Source organism: Escherichia sp. MOD1-EC5990 (assembly GCF_002965285.1).
In the GTDB taxonomy this organism is placed as follows: Bacteria; Pseudomonadota; Gammaproteobacteria; order Enterobacterales; family Enterobacteriaceae; genus Escherichia; species Escherichia coli_F.
Genome location: NZ_PTRV01000003.1, coordinates 116,074 through 132,564 on the forward strand (window position 1 = coordinate 116,074; position 16,491 = coordinate 132,564).

Genomic DNA, 16,491 nt, shown 5'->3' on the forward strand with positions numbered 1-16,491 from the left:
GACGTTCATTCAACCGTGGTCTTCGGGAGTGGGAAATGAAGCCTTTTTTGCGCTGGTGTTTCGTTGCGACAGCACTTACGCTTGCAGGATGCAGTAATACTTCCTGGCGTAAAAGTGAAGTCCTCGCGGTACCATTGCAACCGACTTTGCAGCAGGAAGTGATTCTGGCACGTATGGAACAAATCCTTGCCAGTCGGGCTTTAACCGATGACGAACGCGCACAGCTTTTATATGAGCGCGGAGTGTTGTATGATAGTCTCGGTCTGAGGGCATTAGCGCGTAACGATTTTTCGCAAGCGCTGGCAATCCGACCGGATATGCCTGAAGTATTCAATTACTTAGGCATATATTTAACGCAGGCAGGCAATTTTGATGCTGCCTATGAAGCGTTTGATTCTGTACTTGAGCTTGATCCAACTTACAACTACGCGCACTTGAATCGCGGGATCGCATTATATTACGGCGGTCGTGACAAGTTAGCGCAAGATGATCTGCTGGCGTTTTATCAAGACGATCCCAATGATCCTTTCCGTAGTCTGTGGCTTTATCTCGCCGAGCAGAAGCTCGATGAGAAGCAGGCTAAAGAAGTGTTAAAACAGCACTTCGAAAAATCGGATAAGGAGCAGTGGGGATGGAACATTGTCGAGTTCTACCTGGGCAACATTAGCGAACAAACGTTAATGGAAAGGCTCAAGGCGGACGCAACGGATAACACCTCGCTCGCTGAGCATCTCAGTGAAACCAACTTCTATTTAGGTAAGTACTACCTAAGTCTGGGGGATTTGGACAGCGCCACGGCACTGTTCAAACTGGCGGTTGCCAACAACGTTCATAACTTTGTTGAGCACCGATACGCATTGTTGGAATTATCGCTCCTGGGCCAGGACCAAGATGACCTGGCAGAATCGGACCAGCAATAGCTGACGTACACATCAGCCCGTAATCTTTTTTGATTGCCATCACCTTAACGGGTGAGGGCGTTGTTGTTCGTTAATACACCTACTTTGAGCCGGTTCACACTTTTCAATGAAAATTGCTGATCAATTTCATGATGAGTTATGTAGACTGGCCGCCATTAATTTTGAGGCACACGTACTACATGGCTGAATTCGAAACCACTTTTGCAGATCTGGGCCTGAAGGCTCCTATCCTTGAAGCCCTTAACGATCTGGGTTACGAAAAACCATCTCCAATTCAGGCAGAGTGTATTCCACATCTGCTGAATGGCCGCGACGTTCTGGGTATGGCCCAGACGGGGAGCGGAAAAACGGCAGCATTCTCTTTACCTCTGCTGCAAAATCTTGATCCTGAGCTGAAAGCACCACAGATTCTGGTGCTGGCACCGACCCGCGAACTGGCGGTACAGGTTGCTGAGGCAATGACGGATTTCTCTAAACACATGCGCGGCGTAAACGTGGTTGCCCTATACGGCGGCCAGCGTTATGACGTGCAATTACGCGCCCTGCGTCAGGGGCCGCAGATCGTTGTCGGTACTCCTGGCCGTCTGCTGGACCACCTGAAACGTGGCACTCTGGACCTCTCTAAACTGAGCGGTCTGGTTCTGGATGAAGCTGACGAAATGCTGCGCATGGGCTTCATCGAAGACGTTGAAACCATTATGGCGCAGATCCCGGAAGGTCATCAGACCGCTCTGTTCTCTGCAACTATGCCGGAAGCGATTCGTCGTATTACCCGCCGCTTTATGAAAGAGCCGCAGGAAGTGCGCATTCAGTCCAGCGTGACTACCCGTCCTGACATCAGCCAGAGCTACTGGACTGTGTGGGGGATGCGTAAAAACGAAGCACTGGTTCGTTTCCTGGAAGCGGAAGATTTTGATGCGGCGATTATCTTCGTTCGTACAAAAAACGCGACTTTGGAAGTGGCAGAAGCTCTTGAGCGTAACGGCTACAACAGCGCTGCACTGAACGGTGACATGAACCAGGCGCTGCGTGAGCAGACGCTGGAACGCCTGAAAGATGGTCGTCTGGATATCCTGATTGCGACCGACGTTGCGGCCCGTGGCCTGGACGTTGAGCGTATCAGCCTGGTAGTTAACTACGATATCCCGATGGATTCTGAGTCTTACGTTCACCGTATTGGTCGTACCGGCCGTGCGGGGCGTGCTGGTCGTGCGCTGCTGTTCGTTGAGAACCGCGAGCGTCGTCTGCTGCGCAACATTGAACGCACCATGAAGCTGACCATTCCGGAAGTAGAACTGCCGAACGCAGAGCTGCTGGGCAAACGCCGTCTGGAAAAATTCGCCGCTAAAGTACAGCAGCAGCTGGAAAGCAGCGATCTGGATCAATACCGTGCACTGCTGAGCAAAATTCAGCCGACTGCAGAAGGTGAAGAGCTGGATCTCGAAACTCTGGCAGCCGCACTGCTGAAAATGGCACAGGGTGAACGTACTCTGATCGTGCCGCCAGATGCGCCGATGCGTCCGAAACGTGAATTCCGTGACCGTGATGACCGTGGTCCGCGCGATCGTAACGACCGTGGCCCGCGTGGCGACCGTGAAGATCGTCCGCGTCGTGAACGTCGTGATGTTGGCGATATGCAGCTGTACCGTATTGAAGTGGGCCGCGATGATGGTGTTGAAGTTCGTCATATCGTTGGCGCGATTGCTAACGAAGGCGACATCAGCAGCCGTTACATCGGTAACATCAAGCTGTTTGCTTCTCACTCCACCATCGAACTGCCGAAAGGTATGCCGGGTGAAGTGCTGCAACACTTTACGCGTACTCGCATTCTCAACAAGCCGATGAACATGCAGCTGCTGGGCGATGCACAGCCGCATACTGGTGGTGAGCGTCGTGGTGGTGGTCGTGGTTTCGGTGGCGAACGTCGTGAAGGCGGTCGTAACTTCAGCGGTGAACGCCGTGAAGGTGGTCGTGGTGATGGTCGTCGTTTTAGCGGCGAACGTCGTGAAGGCCGCGCACCGCGTCGTGATGACTCTACTGGTCGTCGTCGTTTCGGTGGTGATGCGTAATCAACGCTGAACAGCGAACACAATCTGTAAAATAATATATACAGCCCCGATTTTAACCATCGGGGCTTTTTTTCTGTCTTTTGTACTCGTGTACTGGTACAGTGCAATGCATAACAACGCAGTCGCACTATTTTTCACTGGAGAGAAGCCCTCATGGCAACACTAACCACCACCCAAACGTCACCGTCGCTACTTGGCGGCGTGGTGATCATCGGCGGCACCATTATTGGCGCAGGGATGTTTTCTCTGCCAGTGGTCATGTCCGGTGCGTGGTTCTTCTGGTCAATGGCGGCGCTGATCTTTACCTGGTTTTGTATGCTGCATTCCGGCTTGATGATTCTGGAAGCTAACCTGAATTATCGAATCGGTTCGAGTTTTGACACCATAACCAAAGATTTGCTGGGCAAAGGCTGGAACGTGGTCAACGGCATTTCCATTGCCTTTGTGCTCTACATCCTGACTTACGCCTATATTTCTGCCAGCGGTTCGATTCTGCATCACACCTTCGCGGAGATGTCGCTGAATGTTCCGGCACGAGCTGCAGGTTTTGGTTTTGCGCTACTGGTGGCGTTTGTGGTGTGGTTGAGCACCAAAGCCGTAAGCCGGATGACGGCGATTGTGCTGGGGGCGAAAGTTATTACCTTCTTCCTCACTTTCGGCAGTTTGCTGGGGCATGTGCAGCCTGCGACATTGTTTAACGTCGCGGAAAGCAATGCGTCTTATGCACCGTATCTGTTGATGACCCTGCCGTTCTGTCTGGCCTCATTTGGTTATCACGGTAACGTGCCGAGCCTGATGAAGTATTACGGCAAAGATCCGAAAACTATCGTGAAATGCCTGGTCTACGGTACGCTGATGGCGCTGGCGCTGTATACCATCTGGTTGCTGGCGACGATGGGCAACATCCCTCGTCCGGAGTTTATCGGAATCGCCGAGAAGGGCGGTAATATTGATGTGCTGGTACAGGCGTTAAGCGGCGTGCTGAACAGTCGTAGTCTGGATCTGCTACTGGTCGTGTTCTCAAACTTTGCGGTAGCGAGTTCGTTCCTCGGCGTAACGCTGGGTTTGTTTGACTATCTGGCAGATCTGTTTGGTTTTGACGACTCTGCCCTGGGCCGCTTTAAAACGGCGTTGCTGACCTTTGCACCGCCTGTCGTGGGTGGCCTGCTGTTCCCGAACGGATTCCTGTACGCCATTGGTTATGCTGGCTTAGCGGCTACCATCTGGGCTGCAATTGTTCCGGCGCTGTTGGCCCGCGCATCGCGTAAACGCTTTGGCAGCCCGAAATTCCGTGTCTGGGGCGGCAAGCCGATGATTGCACTGATTCTGGTGTTTGGTGTTGGCAACGCACTGGTGCATATTTTATCGAGCTTTAATTTGCTGCCGGTGTATCAGTAATTAGCGGTGCCTTATCCGACATTTCTACTGCCTACACAATGCCTGATGTGCTTCGCTTATCAGGCCTACGTAGGACAGCGTTGCCAGCTCGGATAAGGCTTCCCACGTTAAAACACACTATCCCAGTAACTCTTCCTTAACATCCATCGCCAGCTCAAACGAATGCAGGCGCGCCTGGTGATCGAAAATCTGCCCGTTAACCATAATCTCATCCGCGTCGGTTTCGCGCAGGATCGACTGCAAACCATGACGCACTTTCGCTTTATCACCCACCAGCGACATACTCAGCGCCTGCTGCACGCCATACTGCTCAGACGGTGACCAGAACTGATCCATATTTTGAATCGGTGGCGGCAGTTGCCCGGTTTCACCGCGGCGCAGCTTCACAAAGGCTTGCTGCATCGAGGTAAACAGGAATTCGGCGTCGCGGTTGCTGTCGGCGGCGATAATATTGATGCACACCATCGCGTACGGTTTCTCCAGCCGCGCTGACGGTTTGAAGTTGCTGCGATAAAGATGCAGCGCCTGGAACAGCATATCCGGCGCGAAGTGTGAGGCAAACGCGAACGGCAGACCAAGCTGCGCCGCCAGTTGCGCACTGTAAAGGCTGGAGCCTAACAACCACACGGGGATTTTCTCGCCATAGCCTGGTACCGGGCGCACATGCGGATTGGGATCGCGGGCGTCAAACCAGTCCACCAGCTCCGCGACATCGCGGGGGAAATTATCAATATCGCCGCTCATATGGCGACGTAGTGCCATCATTGTCCGTTGGTCACTACCTGGCGCACGACCCAGCCCCAAATCGATTCGCCCCGGATAGAGCGTATTGAGCGTGCCGAACTGTTCGGCAATCACCAACGGTGAGTGGTTTGGTAACATCACGCCGCCAGACCCCAGATGCAGCGTTGTAGTATTTGCCGCCAGATAGCCAATCAATACTGATGTTGCAGCACTGGCAATGCCGGTCATATTGTGGTGTTCCGCCAGCCAGTAGCGATGATAGCCGCGCTTTTCAGCCAGACGGGCGAGGTCGAGAGAGTGGGAGAACGCTTCTCGCGCTGAAGAGCCTTCGGGGATGGGGGCCAGATCGAGTAGCGAAAACGCAATGGTTTTATCAGTCATAACAGCTCACTTTGTTACCGATTAATCTTTAATACTGCATTAAAGAGTAGTTAAAGTTGTTAACAAAGTGAGCTATTTGCTTAGGCTTGCAGTTCCAGCCCAGCCAGCCGTCTCCAGTAGCCGTTACAGTCGCTGTTTGCCGTCAACGGGAGTGGTGCAGCGCCATTTTCATTAGCGCGGAAGGCGTCGAGCATAGCGAAAGTGTCAGTACCCTGCGGTGACAGGCGGACCACATCAACCAGCCCCTGCATGGATGCCAGCTCGTTACCGAGGTTGTACACGTAGCCGCTCATGGTCTGAATGCCATTGAGCACAAACACTTGTTGGTTTTCCTGCGACAGCACGTTGCGCCCGTTCGGATACTTAATGCAGCAGGTTTCACACTCATCTTTTGGGCGGTCTTCCGAACGCGCGGTAAAGCAGCGGGCGGAGTAGGCCAGCGGCAGATGACCGTAGCTCAAGACTTCCACTTCAAACTGGTTGCGAATGCCCAGTTCATCGCACTGATTAAGCAGATTCACCAGCCAGTCGCGGGAAAGTTCCACCGGCATACACCAGCGCATCATGCCCTGTTTGAGCAATATTTTCAGCGTCACCGCGTTGTAGCAGTTCAGCGCGTGTCCGGCGACGAACGGCAGTTTGCGCTCAGCGCACATATTCACCACACCAAGATCGCTGGCTTCAATCAGAAACTCACCGTTCTCAACATAGCGTTTCAGTTCGCCCAGTTCGGAGGATGCCTGCACCAGCGCCAGCGTGGAGAGTACAATCTGCTTGCCACTTCCGGCGAGCGATTTTGCCATCTCTAGCCAGTCGCCAACTTTGGTTGCCCGGCGTTTGCTACAGACCGCTTCACCGAGATAAATCACGTCTGCGCTGCTGGCGGCGGCCTGCTGATAAAAATCTTCCAGCGTCTCTTTTGGCCAGTACCACAGCACCGGCCCTAAGGAATATTTCATTACTTTTCTCACTGCCATTTACGGTGATACGCGCCAAGAGTGGTTTGTGTGCCTTCGGACATCGACCCGAGCGTCTCCATCCACGCGCTTTGCGGCACGAAGTTTTGCGGATCGGCCTTACAACGGTCGATAGCCTGACGCCAGACTTTCGCTACCTGGCTGACATACGCCGGGCTACGCTGGCGGCCTTCAATTTTCACCGAAGCGATATTCGCCGCCATTAACTCCGGCAGTAGCTCAAGGGTATTGAGACTGGTTGGTTCTTCCAGCGCATGATAGCGCTCGCCGTCCACCAGATAACGCCCTTTACACAGCGTCGGATAACCTGCGTTTTCGCCGTCCTGATAACGGTCGATCAGCACTTCGTTCAGGCGGGATTCCAGCCCCTGCGGCGTTTGCTGCCAGCGCACGAAACGGGCCGGAGAACATGCCCCCACGGTGTTGGGCGACTCACCCGTCAGATACGACGACAGATAGCAACGACCTTCCGACATAATGCACAGACTGCCGAAAGCGAACACTTCCAGCGGTACAGGCGTGGCCCGCGCCAGTTGTTTCACCTGATGAATCGATAACACGCGCGGCAGCACCACGCGGGCAACGTCAAAATGGCGATGATAAAAGTGAATCGCCTCTTCATTGGTCGCCGAAGCCTGCACTGACACATGACGCTCAATATGCGGGTATCGCTGGGCGGCGTACTCCAGCATGGCGAGGTCGGCGAGGATCAGCGCGTCGGCACCCAGCTGCGCCGCCATATCCACGGCGCGCTGCCAACGGGCGTAACCGTCCGGATGCGCAAAAGTGTTAATCGCGATGTGAAGTTTGCGGCGATGTTGATGGACAAAACTCACCGCTTCCTGCAATTTTTTCTCGGTAAAGTTAAGGCCGGCGAAGTGACGGGCATTGGTATCATCTTTTAGCCCGATATAAACAGCATCTGCGCCGTTTTCGATGGCCGCCTTAAGCGCCGGGAGATTTCCGGCAGGGCAGAGCAGCTCCATAATTTTTCCTGAAGGGTGCGCTATCAAAACGCAAAAATGTTAACGAACTGGGATTTTAGTTAACCTTGCAGCGACAATTTTTGATTTAAGGCAGTTAAAGTTGTATTGGTGGTAGCAGCAATTTCATATGGAATTGTTGATTTATACCGCTATGTTATTTTTCTGATATGGCAAAATAGGATGATTGTTGAAACAGGGAGTAAAACTCGTGTTGGATAAACTGCGTTCCCGTATTGTGCATTTGGGGCCATCTCTGTTGAGTGTACCGGTAAAACTGACGCCATTTGCGCTAAAACGCCAGGTTCTTGAGCAGGTCTTAAGCTGGCAATTCCGCCAGGCGCTGGATGATGGCGAGCTGGAGTTTCTTGAAGGGCGCTGGTTAAGTATTCATGTGCGTGATATTGACCTGCAATGGTTTACCTCGGTGGTGAATGGCAAACTGGTCGTTAGCCAGAACGCGCAAGCTGATGTGAGTTTTAGTGCCGACGCCAGCGATCTGCTGATGATTGCGGCGCGTAAACAAGATCCGGATACGCTCTTCTTCCAGCGTCGGCTGGTGATTGAAGGCGATACGGAGCTGGGGCTGTATGTGAAAAACCTGATGGACGCCATTGAACTGGAGCAAATGCCGAAAGCCTTACGCATGATGCTGCTGCAACTGGCGGATTTTGTTGAGGCGGGAATGAAAACCGCGCCTGAAACCAAACAGACATCGGTAGGTGAACCATGCTAATTCGAGTAGAAATTCCCATTGATGCGCCGGGTATTGATGCCCTGCTGCGTCGTTCATTCGAAAGCGATGCGGAAGCGAAGCTGGTTCACGATCTGCGTGAAGATGGCTTTCTGACGCTGGGGCTGGTGGCGACAGATGACGAAGGTCAGGTCATTGGCTATGTGGCATTTAGTCCGGTTGATGTGCAGGGCGAAGACCTGCAATGGGTCGGCATGGCACCGCTGGCGGTAGATGAAAAATACCGTGGACAGGGGCTGGCACGCCAACTGGTCTATGAAGGACTCGATTCGCTTAATGATTTCGGCTATGCCGCAGTGGTGACGCTGGGCGATCCGGCGCTGTACAGTCGTTTCGGCTTTGAGCTGGCGGCGCATCACGATCTGCGTTGTCGCTGGCCGGGCACTGAAAGCGCCTTCCAGGTACATCGTTTAGCGGATGACGCGCTGAACGGCGTAACCGGTCTGGTTGAGTATCACGAGCACTTCAATCGCTTTTAATCTTCGGGGTTTGCAGGCTGCTCAACAGTTCTGCAAACCCTGCGCCTTCCGCTACCAGACGTTCTTTTTGCCGTTTGGTCAGTTGTTTAACGCGATATTCCGCCCGTAGTGCCAGCGAACGGTCGCCCACTGGCGCGGAAAATGCCAGCGTCAGTTCACCTTTCCCACGCAGTGCTTTTGCGCCTTTGCCGCTTTGATGTTGCTGATAGCGGCGTTCGACATCCGTGGTGATCCCGGTATAAAGCTTATTGTCGGCGGTACGGATCAAGTAAAGAAACCAGGGTGTCATCGTCTGCGTCACATGTTAAGGTCAGGCCCACAGTATAAAAGAGAACAGCTATGGAAACACTCACCGCCATCAGCCGTTGGCTGGCAAAACAACATGTTGTCACCTGGTGTGTGCAGCAGGAAGGGGAATTGTGGTGCGCCAATGCCTTTTATCTTTTTGATGCACAGAAAGTTGCCTTCTACATTTTGACGGAGGAAAAAACGCGTCACGCGCAGATGAGTGGGCCGCAGGCGGCAGTTGCTGGAACGGTAAACGGTCAGCCGAAAACGGTAGCGTTAATTCGCGGCGTGCAGTTTAAAGGTGAGATCCGCAGACTGGAAGGTGAGGAAAGCGACCTTGCGCGCAAGGCGTATAATCGTCGCTTTCCGGTTGCCAGAATGCTGTCGGCGCCAGTGTGGGAAATCCGGCTTGATGAAATCAAATTCACTGACAACACGCTGGGCTTTGGTAAAAAAATGATTTGGCTACGTAGCTCAGGCACCGAGCAGGCGTAACGCCTCGCGGTTAAACGCGGGCAAATCGTCCGGTGTCCGACTGGTAACCAGCTGATCTTTATCGACCACGACTTCCTGATCGTAAAATTCCGCGCCCGCGTTTTTAACATCAATCACAATCGGTTTAACCGCAGTCAGTTTGCGTCCCCGAATCACATCGGCGCTGATCAGCAGCTGCGGACCGTGGCAAATGGCAAACACCGGTTTGCCGCTATTCACAAAATCACGGGTAAAGGTGACAAAACGGTTGTCGCCACGCAGATAATCCGGTGAATGGCCGCCCGGTAGCAGCAGGGCATCAAACTCGGCTGGCGTCACTTCATCGATGGATTTATCGATGGTCACGCTGGCTTCTCCTTTTTTCCCTTTCACCGTTTTACCCGCTTGTTTTTCAATGGTAATCACTTCGTGTCCGGCTTTACGGAACTCGTCTGCGGGTGAAGTAAATTCTGAATCCTCAAATTCATCAGTGATTAAAACGGCAATTTTCTTACTCATGCTTCCTCCGCGTTGTTGCATTGGATGAGGCGAATTTCTCACAATCGGGGATAATTACCTCATGGTCTATTAAGCCTGGTGCATGAGCCGGGGAGCGCAAGGCAGACAATTCTGTAAAGGAGCGAAGATGAGTCAGGTACTGATTACAGGCGCAACGGGGCTGGTGGGCGGTCACCTGCTGCGGATGTTGATTAACGAACCGAAAGTTAACGCTATTGCTGCACCGACGCGACGTCCGTTGGGAGATATGCCAGGAGTGTTCAATCCCCATGATCCGCAACTGACCGACGCGCTGGCACAGGTCACTGATCCTATCGACATTGTGTTTTGTTGTCTCGGCACCACGCGGCGGGAAGCGGGGAGCAAAGAAGCGTTTATTCATGCCGATTACACGCTGGTTGTGGATACCGCATTAACCGGACGGCGACTGGGTGCTCAGCATATGCTGGTAGTCAGTGCTATGGGGGCCAATCCCCACTCGCCGTTTTTCTATAACCGCGTCAAAGGGGAGATGGAAGAAGCGTTAATCGCCCAGAATTGGCCGAAACTGACCATTGCCCGTCCGTCGATGTTGCTGGGCGATCGCAGCAAGCAGCGGATGAACGAAACGCTTTTTGCACCGTTGTTTCGTCTGCTACCGGGTAACTGGAAATCCATTGATGCGCGAGACGTGGCGCGGGTCATGCTGGCAGAGGCGATGCGGCCTGAGCATGAAGGTGTGACTATTTTAAGCTCTTCAGAATTACGCAAAAGAGCTGAATAATTATTCCCAAGAATTGATAGTGAGCGTAATATTCACGCGCTCAATTATCATAACTTATTCCTGGGGAATGCTATGACTGGTCAGTCTTCATCTCAGGCGGCAACGCCCATTCAGTGGTGGAAACCCGCGCTTTTCTTTCTCGTTGTCATTGCCGGTCTCTGGTATGTGAAATGGCAACCTTACTACGGCAAAGCGTTTACCGCCGCCGAAACTCACAACATCGGTAAATCAATACTCTCACAGGCGGATGCTAATCCGTGGCAAGCTGCGTGGGACTACGCGATGGTCTATTTCCTCGCGGTATGGAAAGCGGCGGTGCTAGGGGTGATCCTCGGTTCGTTGATTCAGGTGCTGATCCCGCGTGACTGGTTGCTGCGTACGCTTGGGCAATCGCGCTTTCGCGGCACGCTGCTGGGAACGCTGTTTTCGCTGCCGGGCATGATGTGTACTTGCTGTGCGGCACCGGTCGCGGCGGGGATGCGTCGCCAACAGGTGTCGATGGGCGGGGCGCTGGCATTCTGGATGGGCAATCCGTTGTTAAACCCGGCGACGCTGGTGTTTATGGGGTTTGTCCTCGGCTGGGGCTTTGCGGCGATTCGTCTGGTGGCGGGACTGGTGATGGTGTTGCTGATTGCGACCCTGGTGCAAAAATGGGTGCGTGAAACACCGCAAACACAGCCACCGGTCGAAATTGACATGCCGGAAGTGCAGGGCGGATTCTTTAGCCGCTGGGGTAGGGCGCTATGGACGCTTTTCTGGAGTACGATCCCGGTATATATCCTTGCCGTACTGGCGTTGGGTGCCGCTCGCGTCTGGTTATTCCCCCATGCCGATGGTGCTGTCGATAACAGCCTGATGTGGGTGATTGCGATGGCGGTAGCGGGATGCTTGTTTGTCATTCCCACGGCAGCAGAAATTCCGATTGTACAAACGATGATGCTGGCAGGTATGGGAACCGCTCCGGCGCTGGCATTGTTGATGACGCTTCCTGCTGTAAGTTTGCCGTCGCTGATAATGTTGCGTAAAGCGTTCCCGGCGAAAGCCTTATGGCTGACGGGTGCGATGGTGGCGGTGTCTGGTGTGATTGTCGGCGGGCTGGCGCTGTTGTTCTGATTTGAGGGAAAACATGTCGGATGCGGCGTAAACGCCTTATCCGACCTACGGTTTGCATCGTTGTAGGCCTGATAAGACGCGGCAAGCGTCGCATCAGGCATTACAAGGTGCTGCTATTTAATAAACGTAAACGCTGTGGTTACACGTTTTACGCCGCTTACCCGGCTGGCAATATCTGCCGCCGCTTTCGCTTCACGTTCAGTCACCAGCCCCATCAGGAACACTTCACCATTTTCAGTGGTCACTTTCACGTTGGAGGATTTCACCAGATCGCTGGTTAACAGCTGCGAACGCACTTTGGTGGTGATCCACGTATCGTTAGACGCTTCGCCCAGACCAATCGGCTGGCCCTGACGAATCTCGTTATACACTTCGTTGGCACCGTCTACGCCCATAGCAATCTGTTTGGCACGAGCCGAAAGTTCAGCGTTTGGTGACTGCCCAACCAGCAGCACTTTGCCCTGATACGCCGTGACATTAATACGGGTTTCTTTCTTAATCTGTTCGTCTTTAGACAATGCGCTGTTCACGCGCACTTCCAGGGTTCCATCGTCCACCTGGGTGCCGACACTGCGTGGGTCAGTTGCGGCTTTGGTACCCACAGCCGCGGTACCCACTACGGCGGCAGCAACGCAACCTTGCAACAGCAGTGCGGAAATAAGGACTGCGATTGGCGATAATGCCTTCATGTATTCTCCTTAAACATCCTGGTGAGGGAAAAGCGTGTTATCGATCAGATCGCACAAGCAATTTACCGTCAGCATATGCATTTCCTGAATGCGAGCACTACGATGCGAAGGAATGCGGATCTCCACATCCTGTGGCCCTAACAACCCTGCAAGTTCACCGCCATCGTAGCCGGTTAATGCCACAATGGTCATATCACGCGTAACAGCAGCTTCTACTGCTTTTACGATATCGCGGCTGTTGCCACGGGTGGAAATGGCTAACAACACATCTCCCGCATGCCCCAGCGCCCGCACTTGTTTTGCATACACTTCGTCATGTAAGCGATCGTTGGCAATCGCCGTTAAGACAACATTATCAGTATTTAGTGCAATGGCAGGTAAGCTGGGCCGCTCCGTTTCGAATCGGTTGATCATGCTGGCAGCAAAATGCTGTGCATTGGCAGCGGAAGTTCCATTACCACAACAGAGGATTTTGTTGCCATTGAGCAGAGACTGAACCAGCGTCATGGCTGCACGGGAGATGGCATCCGGAAGCGCCTCTGCTGCCGCAATTTGAGTTTGAATGCTTTCAGTGAAGCAAGCTTTAATTCGTTCTTGCACGCTAATCCTTAAACCTTAATTATGAGTGGTCATTAAAGGCATCCTTAATCCACTCAACTTCATTCCCGGTGAAGGCTACCACATCGAACCGGCAATCCACAGTATCAAAACTCCCATTATGACGCGCGAGCCACAAGCGGGCAGTCTGTAATAATTTGTGTTGTTTGCTGCGGGTCACACTGGCTGCCGCACCACCGTAAAGGGCTGAGCGGCGGTAACGCACCTCGACAAAAACGGTGGTCCTGCCTTCACGCATTATCAGATCGATCTCGCCGCCACGCTCGTTCACGTTAGCGGCGACAAACCGCAGTCCTTTGCTCTCCAGCCAGCGACGCGCTTGTGCCTCCCACGCATCGCCGGTCTGTTTAGTGGTTAACTGGCGGGGACTACCTGACCTTGTTGGTACTGTAGCCATGATAACTTCCTGTTAATTACGCAATCCGGGTTAGCCGTCAGACTTCCGGTATTACCGTTGATTTCGAAACCCTGAACCTGGCGCATTTGTGAGAAATGATTTGCCAACGACCAGGCATCAACGCCCATCGCATACATGCGAGCCAGCGAATAATCGTTATTCACCGCACTGAGCGCCTGCTGCATTAATGGCAGATTACCGCCTGCCAGCATCGGGATTTCGCTATATTGCAAACCTTCCATTTCCAGACGGAAATCCGGACCCGCGGTGCCTTGTGCGCTTCGGGAGCTTGCGTACAGCGTTGCACCGCTCTGGCTACCGTTACGCATGGCGATCATCGGTTTGATAAAAGCGATTTCACCCGGCGTTGCCACAATGTACACCGCATCGACACGACCGCCATTATTGGTGAACTGATCATCGGTTGGCGTGGTTTGCAGCGTTGGATTGTTGGTCGTCATGCCGGGGTCGGTTGTTTCTCTGGGAGTAATCGGGCTACCCGTTAAAGCGATACCCGAACCGCCGTTAACACCCGCGCGTAATTCGCTGGCGGAACCAAATTTTTGTTGCAAAACGGTACCGCCGCCCAGCTTCTGCCACTCTTGCGCAAACGCATTGGCTACGCGATCGCCCAGCGAACTGCGAGGGATCAGCACCAGTGGCGCTTGTTTACCCTGGTCACGAATATGACGCGCTGCATCGCGCGCTTCGTCTTCCGGTGAAAGCGCGAAGTAACAAATATTGACGCGGTTTTCGATATTTTCTGGCTGGTTCAGTGCCAGCACGTTCAGCGGGGTGTTGCTTTTCAGTAACTCTTCAACGTTATTTTTCAGCAACGGACCGACCACAATACTCGCGCCATCCTGCTGAACCTGGTTGAGGATCTGGCTAAGCGGTTGTGATGAGGTATCATAAATTTTCAGCTCTGCGGATGGATTCGCGGGGGCGCTTACCGCCGCAGTGCTTGCCGCTGGGGCGCTTACAGGCACTGGTTGAGCCGCGGTTTCTTCGCCTGTCAGATCGCTAACCGAGGCTTGTGCCGGGCTGGCAACGCCATCCACGGTTTGCGGCTGGGGTTGTTCTGCAACGTCTGCGATTGGTGCGGCAGTTGCCTGTGCCGCCACTGGCTGAGTGCCGATATTTTTCGCCGCTTCAAAGCCTTGCTGAATAGTGCGGCCAAATACTGCGGCCTGACCATTCAACGGCAATAACAGGGCTATTTTGTTGGTTGACGCTGGTTTAAATGCTTTTACGTTTACCAACTGCGTAGGCAGCATTTTCGCGCCCGGGTTGTTCGGATAACGTTTCTGCCAGTCGGCGATCCCAGCTTTCATCATGTCGGGATCGTTACGGTTATCAAACCAGACGCGCTGCAGATCAAGCCAGCCTTGCAGAATATTTTCGTCGGCGTTGATCACCAGCGTATTCGCCTGGTCCTGAGTCATGGAGGAGAGTGCCTGCCATGTAGCATCAATATTCTGTTGCTTTTCTTTCGCGCCGAGCAGGGGTTCCTGAGCAATTAAGGCGCGCAGTAAATCAATGGAAGGACGCCCCTGACTGGCATCGATTTTTGCCTGCCAGTAACGCGCCTGCTGGTATTGATCTAAATCGGCAGGTGTGATTTTCGCCAGCAGGGTTTGTGCGCCAGCAAAATCTTTCTGCGCCAGCTTAATTTCTACTGCCAGAAGAGTTTTCTCGCGACGCTGGTAATCGTTCAGTTCCTGCGGCAGTTGGTTAAACAGCTCCACCGCCTGCCCGGTTTTACCTTCTTTCACCAGTGCACGAATGGCGAGTAATTGCCAGTTGATCCTGGTATCATCAGCGCTTTGCTGCATCTGCTGAAGATAAAAGGCAGAATCAGCCTGCGCCGTGCCCTGCATATAGGCAGTGGACTGATCGGGAGTATGGGTGCCACAACCGGCGAAAATCAGGGCTGCCAGAACAACAGGCAGACAACGTGCGGCTTTCAAACGAGAAAATGTTGAGGGTACCATAATGTATCCAGTGATATTTTTTTTACGCAATGCTCAATATTAAATCGGCAATACGGACGACACAATGAAACAACACCAATCGGCGGATAATTCTCAGGGCCAGCTTTACATTGTACCGACGCCAATCGGCAATCTGGCGGATATCACCCAGCGTGCGTTAGAGGTATTACAGGCCGTTGATCTGATTGCCGCCGAGGATACTCGTCACACCGGTTTATTGCTGCAACATTTTGGGATTAATGCCCGGTTGTTTGCGCTGCACGACCATAACGAACAACAGAAAGCCGAAACGTTACTGGCGAAGCTGCAGGAAGGGCAAAACATTGCGCTGGTGTCCGATGCCGGAACGCCACTGATTAACGATCCCGGCTATCATCTGGTGCGTACCTGCCGAGAAGCGGGGATTCGCGTGGTGCCACTACCGGGGCCGTGTGCTGCTATCACTGCATTAAGTGCTGCGGGTTTACCATCCGATCGTTTTTGTTATGAAGGTTTCCTGCCTGCCAAATCAAAAGGCCGTCGTGATGCGCTAAAAGCCATTGAAGCGGAGCCGCGTACGCTGATTTTTTATGAATCCACCCACCGTCTGTTAGATAGCCTGGAAGATATCGTTGCTGTGCTGGGTGAGTCCCGTTACGTGGTGCTGGCGCGTGAGCTCACCAAAACCTGGGAAACCATTCACGGCGCGCCCGTTGGCGAGCTGCTGGCGTGGGTAAAAGAAGATGAAAACCGTCGCAAAGGCGAAATGGTGCTGATTGTTGAAGGCCATAAAGCACAGGAAGAAGACTTACCCGCCGATGCCCTGCGCACGCTGGCGTTGTTACAGGCTGAGCTTCCGCTGAAGAAAGCGGCGGCGCTGGCGGCAGAGATTCACGGCGTGAAAAAAAACGCGCTGTATAAGTATGCGCTGGAACAGCAGGGGGAGTGATTA

At 53.3% G+C, this 16,491-nt stretch carries 19 protein-coding genes; 10 read left to right on the forward strand and 9 right to left on the reverse strand.

All coding sequences use genetic code 11. From position 1 onward, the window contains the following. Positions 1-35: 35 nt before the first annotated feature. From nlpI to mtr, 4 genes are all read left to right on the forward strand, one after another. On the forward strand, positions 36-920 hold the full coding sequence (nlpI, locus tag BEB42_RS04530) for a lipoprotein NlpI (RefSeq protein WP_000802080.1): 885 nt from the start codon (positions 36-38) through the stop codon (positions 918-920). Positions 921-1,026: 106 nt separating this feature from the next. Then, positions 1,027-1,107 carry a protein YrbN gene (gene yrbN, locus BEB42_RS04535; RefSeq protein ID WP_010723222.1) on the forward strand — a complete coding sequence of 27 codons (81 nt, stop codon included), beginning with the start codon at positions 1,027-1,029 and terminating at the stop codon, positions 1,105-1,107. Then, the gene (deaD, locus tag BEB42_RS04540) at positions 1,100-2,989 is read left to right on the forward strand and encodes an ATP-dependent RNA helicase DeaD (protein ID WP_001295553.1); all 1,890 of its coding nucleotides are present in this window, start codon (positions 1,100-1,102) and stop codon (positions 2,987-2,989) included. The genes yrbN and deaD overlap by 8 nt, the downstream gene beginning before the upstream one ends. Before the next feature lie 153 nt (positions 2,990-3,142). Then, a complete protein-coding gene (mtr, locus tag BEB42_RS04545; RefSeq protein ID WP_000224337.1) occupies positions 3,143-4,387 on the forward strand; it encodes a tryptophan permease in 1,245 nt (414 codons plus the stop codon). 117 nt (positions 4,388-4,504) lie between these two features. Here mtr and BEB42_RS04550 read toward each other — a convergent pair whose 3' ends face one another. From BEB42_RS04550 to ubiU, 3 genes are all read right to left on the reverse strand, one after another. Beyond that, positions 4,505-5,512, reverse strand: a complete 1,008-nt coding sequence (locus BEB42_RS04550) for a luciferase-like monooxygenase (protein WP_000130380.1) — start codon at positions 5,510-5,512, stop codon at positions 4,505-4,507. An 80-nt stretch (positions 5,513-5,592) separates the two neighbouring features. Next, positions 5,593-6,471 (reverse strand): U32 family peptidase, encoded by an 879-nt coding sequence (locus BEB42_RS04555; protein WP_001296442.1) that lies wholly within the window; start codon positions 6,469-6,471, stop codon positions 5,593-5,595. Between the two features lie 8 nt (positions 6,472-6,479). Then, complete coding sequence (gene ubiU / locus BEB42_RS04560) at positions 6,480-7,475, reverse strand: ubiquinone anaerobic biosynthesis protein UbiU (protein ID WP_001352911.1); 996 nt, start codon at positions 7,473-7,475, stop codon at positions 6,480-6,482. A 208-nt stretch (positions 7,476-7,683) separates the two neighbouring features. Here ubiU and ubiT point away from each other — a divergent pair, with 208 nt between their 5' ends. Then, the gene (ubiT, locus tag BEB42_RS04565) at positions 7,684-8,208 is read left to right on the forward strand and encodes a ubiquinone anaerobic biosynthesis accessory factor UbiT (RefSeq protein ID WP_001295552.1); all 525 of its coding nucleotides are present in this window, start codon (positions 7,684-7,686) and stop codon (positions 8,206-8,208) included. Further along, the gene (locus tag BEB42_RS04570) at positions 8,202-8,705 is read left to right on the forward strand and encodes a GNAT family N-acetyltransferase (RefSeq protein ID WP_105267182.1); all 504 of its coding nucleotides are present in this window, start codon (positions 8,202-8,204) and stop codon (positions 8,703-8,705) included. Before ubiT ends, BEB42_RS04570 begins: the two co-directional genes overlap by 7 nt. Here BEB42_RS04570 and yhbQ read toward each other — a convergent pair. Then, positions 8,692-8,994 carry a DNA damage response exodeoxyribonuclease YhbQ gene (gene yhbQ / locus BEB42_RS04575; protein WP_000189315.1) on the reverse strand — a complete coding sequence of 101 codons (303 nt, stop codon included), beginning with the start codon at positions 8,992-8,994 and terminating at the stop codon, positions 8,692-8,694. The two genes, BEB42_RS04570 and yhbQ, sit on opposite strands and share 14 nt — an antisense overlap. Positions 8,995-9,044: 50 nt before the next feature. On the opposite strand from yhbQ, the gene BEB42_RS04580 reads away from it, so the two are divergent. Continuing rightward, entirely contained in the window at positions 9,045-9,488 is a 444-nt protein-coding gene (locus tag BEB42_RS04580; protein WP_000449454.1) for a YhbP family protein, read from the forward strand. On the opposite strand, the gene yhbO is transcribed toward BEB42_RS04580, so the two are convergent. Further along, on the reverse strand, positions 9,468-9,986 hold the full coding sequence (gene yhbO, locus BEB42_RS04585) for a protein/nucleic acid deglycase (protein WP_000037614.1): 519 nt from the start codon (positions 9,984-9,986) through the stop codon (positions 9,468-9,470). The two genes, BEB42_RS04580 and yhbO, sit on opposite strands and share 21 nt — an antisense overlap. A gap of 127 nt (positions 9,987-10,113) precedes the next feature. Here yhbO and BEB42_RS04590 point away from each other — a divergent pair, with 127 nt between their 5' ends. Together BEB42_RS04590 and BEB42_RS04595 are read left to right on the forward strand one after the other, a co-directional pair. Beyond that, positions 10,114-10,749, forward strand: a complete 636-nt coding sequence (locus BEB42_RS04590; protein WP_001352912.1) for an NAD(P)H-binding protein — start codon at positions 10,114-10,116, stop codon at positions 10,747-10,749. 72 nt (positions 10,750-10,821) lie between these two features. Further along, a complete protein-coding gene (locus tag BEB42_RS04595) occupies positions 10,822-11,862 on the forward strand; it encodes a permease (protein ID WP_000147590.1) in 1,041 nt (346 codons plus the stop codon). Between the two features lie 113 nt (positions 11,863-11,975). Here the strand turns inward: BEB42_RS04595 and dolP are convergent, their stop codons facing one another. From dolP to lpoA, 4 genes are read right to left on the reverse strand one after another with little or no spacing between them, the layout of a single operon-like run. Further along, a complete protein-coding gene (gene dolP, locus BEB42_RS04600) occupies positions 11,976-12,551 on the reverse strand; it encodes a division/outer membrane stress-associated lipid-binding lipoprotein (protein ID WP_000646043.1) in 576 nt (191 codons plus the stop codon). 9 nt (positions 12,552-12,560) lie between these two features. Further along, positions 12,561-13,151, reverse strand: a complete 591-nt coding sequence (gene diaA / locus BEB42_RS04605; RefSeq protein ID WP_001158035.1) for a DnaA initiator-associating protein DiaA — start codon at positions 13,149-13,151, stop codon at positions 12,561-12,563. Positions 13,152-13,170: 19 nt separating this feature from the next. Next, positions 13,171-13,566, reverse strand: a complete 396-nt coding sequence (locus BEB42_RS04610; protein WP_000246844.1) for a YraN family protein — start codon at positions 13,564-13,566, stop codon at positions 13,171-13,173. After that, positions 13,524-15,560 (reverse strand): penicillin-binding protein activator LpoA, encoded by a 2,037-nt coding sequence (gene lpoA, locus BEB42_RS04615; RefSeq protein ID WP_000249092.1) that lies wholly within the window; start codon positions 15,558-15,560, stop codon positions 13,524-13,526. Before lpoA ends, BEB42_RS04610 begins: the two co-directional genes overlap by 43 nt. A gap of 64 nt (positions 15,561-15,624) precedes the next feature. Between lpoA and rsmI the strand changes: the two genes are divergently transcribed. Continuing rightward, complete coding sequence (gene rsmI / locus BEB42_RS04620) at positions 15,625-16,488, forward strand: 16S rRNA (cytidine(1402)-2'-O)-methyltransferase (protein WP_000809263.1); 864 nt, start codon at positions 15,625-15,627, stop codon at positions 16,486-16,488. Positions 16,489-16,491: the final 3 nt, after the last annotated feature.